Source organism: Pedobacter ghigonis, assembly GCF_903166585.1.
Classification (GTDB): domain Bacteria; phylum Bacteroidota; class Bacteroidia; order Sphingobacteriales; family Sphingobacteriaceae; genus Pedobacter; species Pedobacter ghigonis.
In genome coordinates this window covers 104541-121896 of the sequence record NZ_CAESCM010000014.1, presented here as the reverse complement: position 1 = coordinate 121896, position 17356 = coordinate 104541, and the positions used below count along the sequence as shown (strand labels likewise).

Sequence of the window (17356 nt, the reverse complement as noted above, 5' to 3'; positions counted from 1 at the left end):
GAATGTTAATTCCTAAGCAATTGAGAAGGCACATAGCCACGAAAACTCAGCACTCCACTCAGCGTGGAATAACAAAGCGTTTTTAACGCGAAACGTGCTACACAATTAACATGCAGCACATTATAAAATAACCACCAAGACACAAAAGCAGAAAGAAATATCTCCCTCCGTGAGCTCCGTACCTCCGTGGCAAAACTATAGGAAAATAGCCGCGGAGACACAGAAAGCACGGAAAAATAGTCTTTGTGTGCTTCGTGCCTTTGTGGTAAAACCCCTTTATTTTAACCCGTAAGCCTTAATAATCTTATCGAAAATGCTATTATTCGGATATACGCCCATAAATGCATTAGCGCCTGGCCCGTAAGCAAATATAGGAACCATAATATTGGTATGATCGTCAGTGCTGAAATTGCCCCTTACCATTCCTTTTTTGTATGATGCATCTAAAAGCGAAAGTCCACCAGTTTCATGATCAGCAGTTACAATTACCAGTGTTTCCCCATCTCGATCGGCAAATTTGATCGCCTCTCCCACCAAACGGTCGAAATCCTGTTGTTCAGTTACCGCAAAAGGTAAATCGTTGGCATGACCACCATGATCGATCTGTGCACCCTCAGCCATAATAAAGAAGCCCTTTGGATTGGCCGAAAGCAGCTGAATGGTTTTCAGCAATGAAGTTTGCAGCATGTTGCCCCTGCCCTCCAACACCTTACGCGTAGCCGAATCGGCCAAAAGCACCAGCTGTTTACCGGTTTTAGCTGTTGCAAATTCATCCAGGTTGGTACGGTAGCTATAGCCTTTTTGTGCCAGTTTATCCATTAAACCCGCATCGGTATTGCCAATAAAGCTTTTGCGGTTAGATCCCACCAGAATATCCACATGGCTGTTTAGCAGGTCGGCGGCAATCTGCTTGCTCATGGTCCGTTCTATTTGCTGCGCATAAAAGGCAGCAGGTGTGGCATCGGTAATATCGCCACTGCTAATAATGCCGCTTTTTATCCCAAACCTGGCCAGCGTATCCGGAATCCGGGTGAGTTTACGCCCCTGGGCATCCAGACTGATGTAGCGGTTATTCGTTTTATGACCGGTAGCCATTGCAGTTGCACCCGCGGCCGAATCAGTAAAATCAGAATTTACTGCCTCGGTACGCGAAAAACCGATATGCTTCAGGTTAGCTAAATTCGATAAGCCAAAGTTAGCACTAAGGCCGGCCTGAATTTGTGCCAGGCCCATTCCATCGCCAATGAGAAGAATTACATTTTTGGCCTTACGGCTTGCACCATCGCTTTTATAAGTAGGCTGGTAAGGCACATAAGCTTTCGGACTGGTGTATTCCTGCTTTGCCCGGTTCTGGTAAAATGCTTTTAAATTTTCAGGATGATCAGTACCAATCCAATCTACCCCTATCCGCTCCAGCTCTTTCCAGGTATTCGGACTATCTTTCGTATTCCAAAAGCGGAAAGGTTTGCCCATTTGGTGTGCCTTCGCCACCACAGCAGTCAGCTTTTCTAAATCAGGTGGTGTGGGTGTTCCCTTCCCATTCCAAGCTGCATAATGGGCCATGTCATCGCTAATCATGGCTATACGTGCCAGCTGGGCACTGTTATAACTTTTCTCTGGCCGGCCATCAAAAGAAATGATTTCCGGATAATCACTAAAATGGTCGGCAGCAGGCACATCTCCACTAATAACCAGTTTAATGGCATCAGGATTTTGTTTCTGATCAAATATGGCACCATAAGCCTTAACAGTTTCCACCAGTTTATTCAAGGCATGCACATGGTCTTCTTTAATATCAATTACCAGCTGAAGCTTTTGTTTAGCATCCAGATAAGAATGATTGCCGTTTTCTTTAAACAATTGAGCCAGCGGATCGAGGTACAGTTGCTGTAAAGTGCGCCCGGGTTTAATCTCCGAGCGCTCATGTGCAACAAACAATTCACCATCGCGATAAAATATATCGGCCTCAATGGAGCCCATACCAGCATAATAAGCGGTAAGCAGCGGAATTTGTTGTTTATAATCGTTGTGACTATGCGCCTGATTGGCCGTAAGTTTTTGCTGCGCATAAAGCGGCTGAAAGCCTAAACCAACCATGCCCAGAAGGCACATTAAACCAAGTCTTTTTACCATCCTGCATTTTGTTTTATCGTTCCGGCACTGTTATCGATCTCCCTTTGCGGAACGGCCCAAACATCGTGCACTTGTGGATTGAAATTTCTGGCTGGCCAGATAACGCTGCCATCTAAATTATGCAAAGGTTTGGCATAAGCAGCCTGTGCATCGCCCCAGCGTACCAAATCGCGGTGACGGTCGGCCCATTCACCAGCCAACTCATTACGTCTTTCGCGTTTTAAATCATCAATCGTCATACCCGATTTGATGCCAAGTCCTGCCCGCATCCTGATTTTATTCAGTTCAGTATCGCCCGCACCTGCACCGCTTAAATTAATTGCCGCTTCGGCCTTGATCAAGAGTACCTCAGCATAACGCATTAAAGGTACATTTAAATCGGTAGTTCCGTTATCGCCATTCGGGTTAACATGCGTAGGAATTGGATTAGCATAAGTGAAAGGCTCCATGTATTTTTTAAACTGGTAATCAGATGTTGCACCTGCATCTTTGGTAAAGCTGCGCTCAGCACCAAAAAACATAAACTTATCGCCAGGTTTCAAAATGGTAGCCTCACGACGCTGATCGCCGGTTTCGTACGAATCGTATAGCTCTTTTGTTGGCAAATAATAACCCCAGCCATTGTAAATACCCCAGGCCTTGTTGGTAAGCATTACCCCAGGCAATTTACTGCCCCAACCGGTACCACCACCACTTGGCGTACACACAACCGACCAGATATACTCTTTTGACCAATTGTTTGAAGCTTTAAAAACATCGGCAAAACTGGTCGTAATTAAATCGTGCTGACCAGAAGAGATTACCATATCAGCATATTTTGCAGCATTGGCATAATCTTTTTTGTATAAATATACTTTCGATAAATAAGCCCAGGCAGCAGTTTTATGCGCTTTGCCATAATCTGAAGCTTTCATATCCTTAAAATAAGGCAGGTTATCGGCAGCTTTTAACAAGAGCCCGATGATGTAATCGTAATTTTCGTTTACGTTTTTAGCACGAGGCACCGCTACGGCAGGGTCAGCATCAGGAGTTACAATGGGTACACCAGCTTTATCGTTTCCGTAGTTGGCCGCCAGCTGAAAATAAACCAGGCCGGCATTAAAGTAAGCATCGCCAATGATTTGCTTTTTAAGGGTTTCATCCATGTTAATACCGGGCACATTGGTAATAATATCGTTAGCCCTTTTTATAATGGCATAACGCATGCTCCATTGCGATTCGGTATAGCCCCCACCAATATAACTGCGGTTAAAGTTTTTAATGTTATCGGCCTCTGGCTTGTTACGGCCGGTTACCATATCATCGCTGGCATTGATAAACCAGAACATACCACGGCCATAATAATCTTCTTCGTTGTATTTTTCGTACATGCCACCTTCAGCTTTAATGGCATCTTCTTTGGTTTTCCAGAAGTTCTGTGCCGATGGCGAACCTTCAGGTACAATATCGAGCTGTTTGGTGCACGAGGCAAAAACGGTTGCGGCAATTACTGCCAGGTATTTTATATTCGTTTTCATTTTTGTGTGAGATTAAAGATTAACGCTTAAACCAAGGATAAAGCTTCTGGCTTGTGGGTAGCGACCAACATCCAAACCATTGTTATCCATTCCGATCTCCGGATCGAAGCCCGAATAATTGGTAATGGTAAACAAGTTGTTGGCGGTTGCATACACCCTAATGGCACCTGTTCTGAGCTTAGTGGTCAATTGTTTTGGCAGACTATAACCCAGGGTTACGTTGCGGATGCGCAGGTAAGAACCATCTTCGATATAAAAATCAGATGCATTAAAGTTACCATTGCTATCGCTGGTAGAGATAATTGGCACTTTGCCTCCAGGGTTTTCCGGCGACCAGGCATCTAAAATACCTACAAGTTTATTATACGAAGGTCCGCTCGCGCTGTATGTAGTTCTTTTTACTGCATTGAAAAGCTTATTGCCTTGTACTCCTTGTGCAAAAATGTTAAAGTCGAAGTTTTTGTAGCTGGCGTTGAAACTTACTCCATAAGAAAAATCAGGGTAAGCGCTTCCGGCAAAATAACGGTCTTTACTGTCGATTGAACCACTGCCATCTAAATCTGCAAATTTGAAATCACCCGCCTTGGCATTGGGTTGTATTTTTTGTCCGCTGGCATTTTTATAGTTATCGGCTTCGGCCTGCGACTGGAAAATCCCCTCGGTTTTTAATACATAATAACTGTACAATGGCTGTCCCACATTGATAGATAATGGTGCAAGCTCGTTACGGAAATTGGTTCCCACGGCAATATTTTGCAAGCCGGGCGCTAATTCTTCAACCTTATTGTTCAGTTTGGTTAAAGTTGCATTAACCGAGTAAGTAAATGCTGCATTTTTGCTGCTGTTATAGGTTAAGCCCAATTCAATACCTTTATCCTTCACCAAACCTGCATTAATGGTTTGCGTGTTTAAACCGGCAGTTCCGGGTAACGAGCGGGTTAAGATCATTTTATTGGTTTCTTTAATAAAATAATCGGCTACCAGGCTCAAACGGTCGAAAACAGTTGCATCCAAACCAATATTGGTCTGTTTACTTTCGGCCCAGGTTAAGTTTTTATTGGCAAGAATGGTTTGTACATATCCATTTTGCAAGGTTGGGCTTTGCCCGAAATAACTTTGTGTAGCGCTTAACAGCGGGTTTACTGCCGATGATGAAAGACTACCCAAATTACCCAGAATACCGTAACTACCCCTTAATTTTAATTCGGTTAACCACGAAGCTGATTTAAGAAAATCCTCTTTACTTACGGTCCAACCGGCCGAAACTGAACCATAGTTCCTGAACCTGTTTTCTTTGGTAAGCATCGATGATCCATCGCGGCGACCAATTAACGATAAAAGGTATTTTTCTTTGTAATTGTAATTTGCCCTTACAAAAAGAGAAGATAATGCTTTGGCATCTGCATAGCTCGAAGAAGGCTGGATAACCGTAGCATTAACCAGGTAACGGTATTGTGCCGATTCATCGTCAAAACCAGCACCAGAAGCATACAGACCATTGCTTTTGGTTTTCTGGAAAGTATAACCACCTGTAAAATCAAGCTGATGAGAACCGAAAGTGGTTTTATAATTCAACACCTGCTCTGCCAGAAAATCGTTAGCCTGATCTGCCCTTTCTACCAAACTGTTGCTCAATACCGGCTTACCAACTTCGGGCCTTTTTGGGGTAAAACTTTTAAATTGTGAAGATGAGCGTGTGATGCTCAGGTTCGATCTGAAACTTAATCCTTTTGCCAGTTTAAGTGTAGCATATGGATTTACCACCAACACATTAACCGGGTTGTTGATATCTATACGCTGCAATTCGGCTACGGGGTTAATGATATCGCCATAATCGCCGGCGTACTGCCCGCCAGGCAAGCCTGCAAAACTACCATTGGCATTGTAAGGTGTGCCGTTGGTTGGATAATAAATGGCCGATAAAAGTGCACCTGTATAATCGCTGCTAGTGTTTGCGCCATTACCGTTGGTGTTACTGTATGATAGGTTTTCGCCCACCTTTAACCAGGGCGCAAGCTCATGTTCAGAGTTTATCCTGAAGTTGTAACGCTGGGTTTTGGTATTCAATACAATACCTTCAGCATTGCGGTAGTTAAAACTCAGGTAGAAATTAGATTTCTCACTTCCGCCGTTTATGGCTGCGTTGTAATCCTGAAGCAAGCCATCTCTAAATACTTCGTCCATCCAGTTCGTACGGGTTACCTGTCCATCGGGATATTTACTTGCATCAAAAGCAGGCAAAATGGTTGTTCCACCGTTCTTTGCTGCTGTTGCCGCTACCTGTGCACGTTGTTCGGCGTTTAAAGGCTCTAATTTTTTCCAGGCACTTTGCTGCCCCAGTTTGGCATCAAAGCTGATCTGCATTTTGCCGTTCTTTCCTTTTTTGGTGGTAATTAAAACCACACCACCCGAAGCTCTGGCACCATAAATCGCTGCCGAAGCATCTTTCAGTACAGAAATGGATTCAATATCGTTGGGGTTAAGTTGTGGCGTACCTAAAAAGATAGAACCATCAATAACATACAATACGCTTTCTCCGTTTAAACCTCCGGCACCGCGAATATTGATGCGTGGTGTTGAAGTTGGGTCGCCACCTTCGTTGGTCACAATTACGCCCGGCGATTTACCTGCAAGCACCTCGCCTACACTGTTTACCGACCTTGATGATAGCTTATCTAACGAAACGATGCTAATGGCACCGGTTAAGGTTTCTTTTTTCTGTGTACCGTAACCTACAACAACTACCTCTCCCAGGTTCGATCTTTCTTCAATCAGCGTAACATTAATTACCTGATTTTCGCCCACGGTTACCTCTTTGGTTCTGTAGCCGATCATGGAGAAAGACAGCACCGTTTGTGCGCTTACTTCGATCCTGAAAGCACCGTTGGCATCGGTAATGGTGCCACTTTGCGTGCCCACTACTTTTACCGAAACCCCCGGAAGTGTAATACCTGACGAATCTTTAACCACACCGGTAATAATGCGGTCGGGTTTGTTAAAAGTGGCATTGTTCAGAATCACATAATCACCTTTCTCTACAACGTTAAGTCCTAATTTATCTAAAAGAGAGCGTACAGGCTCCATTTTAAAGTCGCCGCTTACAAAAGTGTTCCTCTCCTGAAGCAAATCGGGATTGTACACGAAACTTAAACCCGATGCGGCCTCTATTTCTTTTACAATTTCGTTAAGCCTGCGGCCTTTATTAATTTTAATGGTTACACTACTTTTTTCCAGGCGTTGGGCCATGCCCGCCGATGCCAGCAGTGAACTGCAGAATATGCAGATAATTGAAAATGTTAAACATGAATATTTCATGATCCGATAAAGGTGTGATGTCCTCTTGGCTGAGGTTGTTTTCATTTGTTTGATTGCTTGTATGTTTAAAAAGTGCTTTAATTTATTCCTGGTCCGAACACGGTGCGAACCAGTCTGCTGTTGGCTTTATGTATTCATTATGGATATATTTTAAATGTTTTATGGTTTTTAGCGGCACTGAACTTCAGGTGATGCAGGCTGCATAGGATATCGAGAATTTCTTCAGGTCGTTGTTTGCTGGTAAAGCTGGCACGACATTTTAACCCGGCAATTGTTTTATTGGTTAAAACCACTTTGACACCATATATGTAACCGATTTTTCGGGCCACTTGCGCCAGTGTTTCGCCATCAAAGCTGATTTTCACATATTCTTCGTGTTTGCTCTGGTGGATGGCTGCATGTCCGTTTGCCTTGTTGTATTCGAGCTGCTGCCCCTTTACCAGTGTTCCCAGTAACAGCTGTTGCTTGCTGATCGCCACTTTACCAGTGGCCACTGTAATTTTCACCTTTGGATGATGCGCATAAGCACTTACCCTGAACGAAGTACCCAACACTTTAATATCGAGCCCTGATCTAACCTGCACCGTAAATGGCCGGTTTTCTTCATGGGCAACCGAGAAAAATACTTCTCCTTCTACCAGTGCAATTTTACGGCTGTTTGCAGCAAACTGTTTTGGATAAACCACACGTGCTGAGGGGCCTAAGGTAATATCAGATCCATCGCTTAATAAGATTGTTTTTTGCTCACCCGCTTGGGTGGTGATTACAACCTGCGGATTATTTGGTGCAGCATTGTTAAGTTTCCATATAGCCAGGCCAATAGATACCACTATGGCCAGCAGGGCCGCGGCACGCCACCAAACCGATTGACTAAATATTTTACGGGTTTTAGCTTTCCCGTTCATGGCTGCCCTGAGGTTAAGCAGCATTTCTTCACCAATAGCGGCTTTGCGGCTGGCTGGTAAATCGAGTGCATCCTTTTGCAAAAGGTTATACCATTCTTCTACATGTCTGGCCTCGGCAGGTTCAGCGTTTCCATCTAAGTATTTTTGCAGCAATTGTTTTGCCTGTTCTTCTGTCATTTGATTAGATGTCAATCCAAATGCAAAAAGGTACTAACCAAAGACGTTATGAGTAAGTTAAGTTTCGGTTAAGTAGTTTAAAGGTTATCGTTTTTAAAGGTTAACTGTTCTTAAGGTTAACTGGTTAATTGTTTTAATCGGTTAATTGCTTTAAAGGTCGACTGTTGAAACTGGTTAATCGGTTAATTGAAGGTCTGGCAGTAAAAGATTGTTTTGGGATCGGGCAGTTAACCAGTTTGTACGATTTAAACAATTAACCCTATTAAGAGGTAGCAAACAGTTAACCCAACTAAGAAATCAAAAAGGCTAGAAACAGAATATACGAAAGGTTTTTTCTTAAGATTTTCATTGCTGCCGTAATCTGGTTTTTTACCGTTTGTACCGAAACATCCAGTTCGCTGGCAATTTCTTTAATGGTTTTATCTTCTTTGCGACTCATGGCTATAACCAGTCGCATGCGATCAGGAAGCTGTGCCAATGCTTGTTCCACTTCCCTGTTGGCATCTTGCATTATCAGCGCAGCATCGGCAGCCGCGGTATGTTTCCCTTCCATTAAAAAGGCAAATTCGGTCTGATGTCCGTCGCGCATGGCCACTGAGCGGAAATGATTAATTACCCGGTATTTAACGGCACCGTGCAGGTAAGCGCCAAGTTCGCCCTGAATTTCGATGGTTTTACGGTTTTGCCAAAGGGTGATAAATATCTCCTGAACAATATCCTGAGCTATGGCTTCATCGCCAATCCTTTTAAAGGCTGCATCGAACACCGATTCCCAATGAGCATGGTAGATCTGCTCCATGGCCTGGTGATCATCTTCTTTCAGCGATAAAAACAGTGTATTACTCAAGGGTGCAGAATTTACCCAGCAAAACTAGCGCCCCTATATTCACTTAATATTAATAAATCTTAAACACTGAGGTTTTAGCTATTAAGATTAACCACTGAGACACGAAGGACACAAAGAACTTAGCTCACGCTCGTTTCAAACGAGCATGTAATAACAAAGCGTTTTTAACGCAAAACGTGCTATCTCGCATTTCCGCGAGCTCCGTGCATCCGTGGCAAAACAACAAACAGCCACGAAAACTCAGAAAGCACAGAAAATAATACTTTGTGTGCTTGGTGCCTTTGTGGTGAAAAATAAACCACCATGACACAAAAGCACAAAGAAATCCCTCCTCCGTGAGCTACGTGCATACGTGGCAAGACAACAAACAGCCACGGAGACTCAGAAAACACGGAAAATAATACTTGGTGTGCTTGGTGCCTTTGTGGTAAAAAATAAACCACCAAGACACAAAAGTACAAAGAAAGCCCTCCAGCGAGAGTTCGGTGCATCCGTGGCTGATCATTACTATTAAAATAATGATACCAAACTATAATTCATCCTATTTTGATGACAGCCCATTTATCCCAAATTTTGTCGCTTCAAATTCAAAACAACATCAAAATGGAATACAGAAAATTAGGAAATACCGATCTCGAATTATCAACCATAGCTTATGGGGCATTTGCAATAGGCGGCACCATGTGGGGAGGCAATGAGAAAAAAGATTCGATTGAAGCTATTCATGCAGCAATTGACCACGGCATTACCACATTAGATACCGCGCCTTTTTACGGTTACGGACTTAGCGAAGAATTGATAGGAGAAGCTTTAAAAGGAAAAGACAGAACGAAAGTACAGTTATTAACCAAATTCGGATTGGTTTGGGATGGCAGTAATAACGGAAAGGGCGAACATTTTTTCGATATGCAGGAAGCTAGTAAAACCCTTCCCATTTATAAATTCTCTTCAAAGGCGAACATCATCAAAGAAGTAGAAGAATCGCTTAAACGATTGAAAACCGATTACATTGATCTGCTACAACAACACTGGCCCGATGCCACTACCCCAATCGATGAAACAATGGAAGCCATGGAAGCGTTGATTAAAGCCGGAAAAATACGCGCAGCAGGTTTATCCAACGCTACTGTTGAGCTAATGGAAACAGCAGGTAAAACCTATCCTCCTGCCTCTAACCAGATTTACTACAGTATGCTGCACCGTGATATTGAGCAGGAATTAGTGCCTTATGCCATCGAAAACAAAATTGGTTTATTGGCTTACAGTCCGATGGAGCGAGGCCTTTTATCAGGAAAATATTTCGAAAATAACCAGTTAAAAGCCGACGACCACAGAAATGGGTATTTCAGTCAGTTCGACCTTAAAAAAGTAGAAAGCTTTTTAGCAAAAATCCGCCCGATTGCCGAAGCTAAAAAGGCCACTTTAGCACAGCTGGTATTGCGCTGGACTACCTTACAAAAAGGAATCACCACCGTATTGGCTGGTGCCAGAAATGCAGAACAGGCTATTGCCAACGCGCAAACGATGCAGTTCGATCTTAAAGCAAATGAGTTGGGATTTATTGTAGCTGAGCTGGATAAGTTTTAATTGTTAGTTGCTGTTTGGTATAAGAACGTCCTTCGACAGACTCAGGATGACAACCTGAGGTATTGTAAACAACAAAGTTAAGCTCACTCTCGTTTCCAAACGAGCGTGGAATAACAAAGCGTTTTTAACGCAAAACGTGCTATCCTGCACTTCCGTAAGTTCCGTGCATCCGTGGCAAAACAACAAACAGCCACGGAAACTCAGAAAGCACGGAAAAATAAAATTGTGTGCTTTGCGCCTTTGTGGTAAAAAATAAACAACCAAGACACAAAAGCACAAAGAAATCCCTCCTCCGTGAGTTCCATGCATCCGTGGCAAACAATAGACAGCCACAGAGACTCAGAAAGCACGAAAAAACAAACCTGGTGTGCTTGGTGCCTTTGTGGTAAAAAATAAACCGCCAAGGATCACAACCTAAAGGCTTATAAACAACAAAGTCAGGCTTTAAAGGCCTGACTTTGTTAAAGTTTACGATTTGGCTTTGGCCATATCAATCATCATACTCAGCTCATCAACAGCGGCTTCATTGCTACCATCAAAACCGGTTAATTTAAACCTTACATTTCCAGCGGCATCAATCACAAATTTAGCTGGAATACCGTTTACTTTGTAACTGCTTACCACTTTGTTTACTTTGGTATCGGCATCTTTAACATCCATCAATACTTCGAACGAGTATTTCATGCTTTTGATGTAATCGGATGCATCTTTAACCGGATCGGCTACTTTTTCCCAGGTATGGATAAAAAGGAACTTCACATTTTCATCATCTTTGTATTTATTTACCGCCATTTGCATTGCCGGGAAAGAAGCTTTACACGGACCGCACCAGGTAGCCCAGAAATCGAGGATTACAATTTTACCTTTATAATCGGCTAAAGAAACTTGTTTACCATTTAAATCAGTTAGCGTGAAACCTGCAGCAGGTTCTTTTACCATATCTTTGGTTAATTGTTTGCTCAGGTTTTCTAAATAAGCCTTCCTGATGGCTGCAGCATACGCATCGAAACCACTTTCATTACCCTTTACTTTTACATAAAGCTTTTTAAAATCGGCAGCCATTTCCGGTGTAGCTTTACCTGCTTTAACTACTTCTTCCAGCTTATCGTATGCTTCCTGATTTTTGTTCAACCCCATTAAAATCTGGGCATAACGATAGTTTAAGCCTGGACTTAAGCTTGTCGATTTTTTATAGGCCATTTCCGAATACTTCAAAGCCTCGGTATACTTTTTTCTTTCGAATAAAATATTGGCATAAGTACTGGTTAAGCCCGGATAACCCGAAGCCGAAAACTTAGCCCAGTTCTCGTTTCCTTTTTTTCCATCTACATAAGAAAAAGCATTATCCATTCCTTTTTTGGCGTAAATTTCGGCGTTAGCCAAATCGCCATTTTTATAAAAGGCATTGGTAATCCCCGAGTAAGCATTGCCTTTCCAGAAATCAACTTCAAGCATGTTGGCGTATTCGTTTGCTTTGGCTACGTTTTTTTCAGCGGCAAACTTTCCGGCTAACATCGCCCTAACATAATCGTAAGCCAGGCGGTCGTCTACCTTGGTATTTTCGTACATGGTTGGCGGAAACTTTTTAACCCAGGCTTTGTAAGCCGCTTCAGCTTCGGCAGCTGTTTTAAGCTGGTAAAAATCTTTAGAAGCTGCACTTCTGGCTTGCGTACCCAATGGAAAACGGGTAGCGATATCGCCATAAATCGCTTCCGATTTCTTGGTATCGCCAATACGGTAATAATAATTGGCGGCTGTTAGCACTTCCTTTTCAGTTTTAGCCCCCGATAAATCTGCTAATCTGGCCCTCAATACTATTTTATCAGCCGAATCTTTAGATGCTACCAGTTTGTTCAGATATTGAACCAGGGTATCAGCCGGTTTGCTGTTTTGCGCCTGTGCTGCATTGATGGCAACTACCGATAAGAGTATCGAGCAGGCGGTTTTTAATAATTTCATATCGCTTTATATTTTATTTTTTATGAAAACATCAGGCTACCTGAAATTTAAATTCCGGGTAGCCTGAATTTAAATTAGTTAGTTATAACCCGGGTTTTGGGTCAGTTTGTTGTTTAATAAAATCTGATCTGCTGAGATTGGCAATAACTGCGCTGTGGTTTTCCAGGTTGGTTTTAAGGCACCTAATACTGCATCAGCAGTTCCGGTACGCTTTAAATCGAACCAACGGTTTCCGTATTCGCCAAAAAGTTCGAGTTTCCGTTCTTTGGCAATGGCGGTTAAAAGGGTGCTTTGCGTTGCAGCAGTGGTATTGCCCAAACCTGCGCGGGTGCGGATTACATTGATATCATCCTGCGCACCGCCGATATTCGATTGCTGTGCCCTGGCTTCTGCCCTGATCAGGTATTGTTCGCTCAAACGTAACAACACGGTATATTCGTTACCCAAAGTAGCCGCTGTGGCCGCTTGTACCTTGTATTTATTGATCCGGTAATATTTAACTGCGTTAAAAGTGGTCGAATCGATCCACGAGGTTTTACGGTTATCGTTTAGCTCAAAATCTTTGGTAAAGTTGTTGTACAATACATAAGCAGGAGGTGCCACAGTAGCTGTAGAACTGGCTGTACGGTAAGTACTGAAAGCCGATGCACCAAAAAGTGTAGATAGCTGCAAAATGGTTTCGCTGCTGGTATTAATAAAAGCATTGGACAAAGTAGCCATGTTGTAGGTACCCGAACCAATTACTTTGGTAGCTTCGGCTTCGGCATTTGCATACTCCTTATTATACAGATAAACTTTAGCCAGCAGTGCAGTTGCTGCCCATTTATTTACCCTAACCTTTAAAGCAGCACTACCTGCGTAGGTGGCAGGCAACAGGTTTTGCGCATCTTTTAAATCGCTGAGAACCTGTGCGTAAACTTCGGCAGCTGTAGCCCTTGGTTTAAATGCATTATCCAGCTCTGTGATTTCTGAAGTAATGGGCACGCCACCGTAGAAGTTCACCAGGTTAAAGTACATTAAAGCCCTGAAAAATTTAGCTTCACCACTTAACTGGTTTTTCACTGGAGTAGTCATTCCGGTAGAGCGGCCGATACCATCCAAAATCAGGTTGCAATACCTGATGGTTTGATAAGAATATCCCCAAACGTTACCTGTAGCCACATTATTGGTTGGTACGACCACATTTTGCGAAAACTGGATAAGATCAGCAGTTGATGTGGTGTTCTGCAACTCGTCGGCCAATAAACCGCCTAACCAGGTAGCATAGCGTAAGTTATCAACAGTTGAATAGTACGAATAAAGTGATAAGGTGGCACTGGTTGCTGAATTATCAGTGGTGAAAGCATCTTCTTTAGCAATTAGGTTGCTAGCCAAATCGGCTTCAACAAACTTTTTACATGACGACAATGCCATTAAAACCAAGCCTAATGCCATTATTTTTTTGAAAAACATATAGTTAATTTTCATGATTCCTTGATTAAAATGAACAGTTTAAACCGAATACAATAGTACGTACCTGCGGGAAGGCTATGAACTGGCCCGTACCCAAACCAGGCCCTGTACCAGGCAATGTAGTTTCAGGATCGTAAGTGTATTTCTGTTTGGCCCAGGTGTAAAGGTTTTGTCCCTGCACGTAAACACTCAGGTTAGACAATTTTAACTTGCTGGCCAAAGCTTTAGGGAAGGTATAGTTTAAGCTAACCGTTTTCAATTTTAAGTAAGAAGCATCGCCCCAGTTAACATCAGATGAAGTTAAGTTTCCGTACGATGGATCGTTAACAGTAGCAGCAGCTGGGAAAAGTGCCACATCGCCTACAGCTCCCCAACGGTCTAACAAGGCGGTACTCATGTTGGTATAGTTAAAACCAGCCGGACTCGAACTTAAAGTCGAATTCAATACCCCATAGCGGTGGTTGTACTGGAACATAAAATCGAGTGCAAAACCTTTATAGCCAAGGCTATTGTTCATACCTGCAAAGTAAGGGTGCCCATAATAGCCCACATACCTGTCGCCGGCAAAGCTGATGCTACCATCGCCGTTTAAATCCGCATAAGTTGGTAAGCCTGTAGCAGGGTTAACACCCGTGTAATTATAAAACTTCCTGATATCGGTTGGTTGCCCAATAATGTAAGAGCTGGCGTAAGAAGTATTAGCCAGATTATTGAAATCCAACAACTTATTCCTGCTAATGGTTAAGTTCAGGTTGGTAGTCCATTTAAAATCGCCGGCAATTACGTTAATCGTATTCAATTCAAATTCAAAACCTTTGGTTTGTACGGTTGCATCTAAATTGGCGGTATAACCGGTTGAACCGGTTTGAGATGGAATGGTAATGAAGTTTAACAGATTAGAAACGCGGTTACGGTAATAATCTGCCTTTAGCAAAATCCTGTCGTTCAAGAAACCTAACTCTAATGCGATATCCAGTTTCTTATTGGTTTCCCACTTTAAATCAGGGTTTTGAATACTCGAAGGAATGTATGTACTTGTTCCATCATAGTTATAGTTCGAGCCGGTTGATGAATAAAGAGAAAGGTAACCATAATTCGGAATCTGATCGTTACCGGTAATACCATAACTGGCCCTCAGTTTACCAAAGCTTAAAAAGCCAAGGTCTTTCATAAAGTCTTCCTGGGTAAAAATCCACGAGGCTCCTACTGCACCAAAGTCACCGAATTTGTTGTTCCCACCAAAACGTGATGAACCATCTCTTCTGTAGGTCCCGTCTACAATGTATTTGCCTTGCCAGTTGTAATTTAAACGGCTAAAAAAAGCGGTATAACTGTATACTGCATCGGCATTGTAACTGGTAACCACAGCCGAAGCACCTGCCAGCGAGTTAATCAGGTTTTCGTTGTTATAACCTGTACCGGTTAAGAAAATACCTGTTGCTTTGGTACGCTGAAAAGTAGTACCGATTAAGGCTTCCAGATTACCTTCGCCAATTTTGGTGGTGTACACCGCTTGTGGCTCGATAATGTAATTGTTGTTATCATTATCGGTGTACCTTAAAGAGCTTACCTGAGCGGTAGCCGGGTTTTGCGAGCTGGCCGGACTAATTTGCTGCTGTTTTAAACGGGTTGAAGTATAACCCAAATTGGCTTTAACCACCAAACCATCAATGATGCGATACGATAGGTTTACGTTGGTAAATAAATTGGTAGTTTGTGCATTGGTTGTTTTCGGGTTGTACGAAAGCGGGCTTGTAGCCGTCCAGTTTACACTACCATTGGCATTGTACAGAGGATAATTGGGTGCCAGGTTATAAATGGTACTCAAATCGGTAGATGGCAAGAGGTTTTTCATGTAGGTATAATTTACCGAACCATCTATATTAAAACGGCCATCAGTGCTTTTATGACCGGCGTTTAACCTGCTCGAAAAAGTAGTTGCACCAAAATCGCCTTCAAAAACGGTGCTTTGCTTGCGGTAAGTTGAAGAAAACAAGAAAGAATTCTGTGCATTTCCGCCAGAAACTGATCCGGTTGCATTGGTGGTATGGCCGGTATGGCCAATAAAATATTTTTGCCAGTCGGTATAGGCATTCTGATCCCAAACCGTTAAATCCAATGCATTGGCTGCTGTTGGCGTAACGCCCGAACGCGCAAAGGCAGCCCTGCGGGTAGCCAGATATTCCTGCGTATTCATCATCGGGATGTAGTTGGCTACATTGCTTACCCCCGAATTCACGTTAAAATTAAAAGCGGTTTTACCTTTACTTCCTTTTTTAGTGGTAATCAATACCACACCATTCGATCCGCGAGAACCGTAAATAGCAGTTGCATCGGCATCTTTTAAGATATCGATGCGCTCCACATCTTCTGGTGCAATGATACTAAACGGGCTCACACCACCGTTGGCAGCGCTAACACCATTTGCATTTAAGTTATCGGTAGCAGGTTGTGCACCGTTAAATAAAGTAAAAGGAACTCCATCTATTACGTACAGTGGAATGTAACCTGCATTTGATATGCCCGTATAAGCTCCGCGAATGTTCATTCGGGCACCAGCACCAGGTAAACCGTTATCTTGTGTAATCTGCACACCGGCAATACGGCCTTGTAACGCTAACAAAGGGTTTTCTACCGTTTGTTTACCTATTTCTTCGGCAGTAATCGAACTTACAGCACCTGTATTATTGCGTTTGGTGGTACTGCCATAACCAATTATCTGCACCTGATCTAATGAAGATGCAGCTGGACTTAATTTAATATCCAGTAAACTGGCTACGCCACTCTGCAACAAGCCACGTGTTATTTTCAGTTCTTTGGTTTCGTAACCGATATATGAGATAACCAATACGTCGTTCTCTTCCAAATCGAGCACAAATGACCCGGTTGATCCGCTTACCGTGTACTTTTTACTTCCTTTAACTGTAATGGTTGCGCCTACAAGCGGACTATTGTTTTCATCTACAATTCTGCCGTTAAAACGCGAGGAAGTAAAAACCGAAGCAATTTTATCGATAAATGAGCGCTCCTGCTTTTTAATCAGTACGGTGTTCTGCTCAATATTATAGGTTAATTGCTGATCTTTTAACAGGTATTCGATCGCGTCTTTAAGCGGTGTATTTTTAAAATTTACGCTCACCTTCGCCGCATCGTTAAGCGTACTGGTGGCATACAATACCCTATAGTTGGTTTGCTTTTCTATTTCTTTAAAAACCTGATCTACGGTTATATTTTTAGCCGCATAGGTAAGTTTTTGCGAGAAACTACTGGCACTAACATGCATGAGTAAGGTCGTCATGATGATGATGGTGAGTTTCATAATAAACAGGATTTTTTTAGGAAGGCACGCCAAATGCCTTCCTTGATAAAAAGGATAAATATTCATACTTTCGTTTGTTTGGGTTAATGCGTAAATGGACCTCAGAATTCGTTTTTAAAGGATTAACTCAGATCATAGCCATGGT

General features: G+C 42.7%; 9 protein-coding genes. 1 reads left to right on the top strand and 8 read right to left on the bottom strand.

What is annotated here, in order from left to right; translation table 11 throughout:
* Positions 1–276: 276 nt before the first annotated feature.
* From HWV58_RS18885 to HWV58_RS18865, 5 genes are all read right to left on the bottom strand, one after another.
* On the bottom strand, positions 277–2133 hold the full coding sequence (locus HWV58_RS18885; protein WP_235972769.1) for an alkaline phosphatase: 1857 nt from the start codon (positions 2131–2133) through the stop codon (positions 277–279).
* Positions 2127–3650, bottom strand: coding sequence for a RagB/SusD family nutrient uptake outer membrane protein (locus tag HWV58_RS18880; protein WP_175635579.1), 1524 nt, complete (start codon positions 3648–3650; stop codon positions 2127–2129). Before HWV58_RS18880 ends, HWV58_RS18885 begins: the two co-directional genes overlap by 7 nt.
* A gap of 12 nt (positions 3651–3662) precedes the next feature.
* Complete coding sequence (locus HWV58_RS18875) at positions 3663–6965, bottom strand: SusC/RagA family TonB-linked outer membrane protein (protein WP_235972768.1); 3303 nt, start codon at positions 6963–6965, stop codon at positions 3663–3665.
* A 137-nt stretch (positions 6966–7102) separates the two neighbouring features.
* On the bottom strand, positions 7103–8047 hold the full coding sequence (locus HWV58_RS18870) for a FecR family protein (protein ID WP_175635578.1): 945 nt from the start codon (positions 8045–8047) through the stop codon (positions 7103–7105).
* A gap of 289 nt (positions 8048–8336) precedes the next feature.
* On the bottom strand, positions 8337–8894 hold the full coding sequence (locus HWV58_RS18865; RefSeq protein ID WP_175635577.1) for an RNA polymerase sigma-70 factor: 558 nt from the start codon (positions 8892–8894) through the stop codon (positions 8337–8339).
* A gap of 603 nt (positions 8895–9497) precedes the next feature.
* On the opposite strand from HWV58_RS18865, the gene HWV58_RS18860 reads away from it, so the two are divergent.
* On the top strand, positions 9498–10481 hold the full coding sequence (locus HWV58_RS18860; RefSeq protein WP_175635576.1) for an aldo/keto reductase: 984 nt from the start codon (positions 9498–9500) through the stop codon (positions 10479–10481).
* Between the two features lie 468 nt (positions 10482–10949).
* On the opposite strand, the gene HWV58_RS18855 is transcribed toward HWV58_RS18860, so the two are convergent.
* From HWV58_RS18855 to HWV58_RS18845, 3 genes are all read right to left on the bottom strand, one after another.
* Positions 10950–12440 (bottom strand): TlpA disulfide reductase family protein, encoded by a 1491-nt coding sequence (locus HWV58_RS18855; protein ID WP_175635575.1) that lies wholly within the window; start codon positions 12438–12440, stop codon positions 10950–10952.
* A 78-nt stretch (positions 12441–12518) separates the two neighbouring features.
* Positions 12519–13907, bottom strand: a complete 1389-nt coding sequence (locus HWV58_RS18850) for a RagB/SusD family nutrient uptake outer membrane protein (protein ID WP_175635574.1) — start codon at positions 13905–13907, stop codon at positions 12519–12521.
* 10 nt (positions 13908–13917) lie between these two features.
* Positions 13918–17211: a SusC/RagA family TonB-linked outer membrane protein gene (locus HWV58_RS18845; RefSeq protein ID WP_175635573.1), complete on the bottom strand. Its 3294-nt coding sequence runs from the start codon at positions 17209–17211 to the stop codon at positions 13918–13920.
* Positions 17212–17356: the final 145 nt, after the last annotated feature.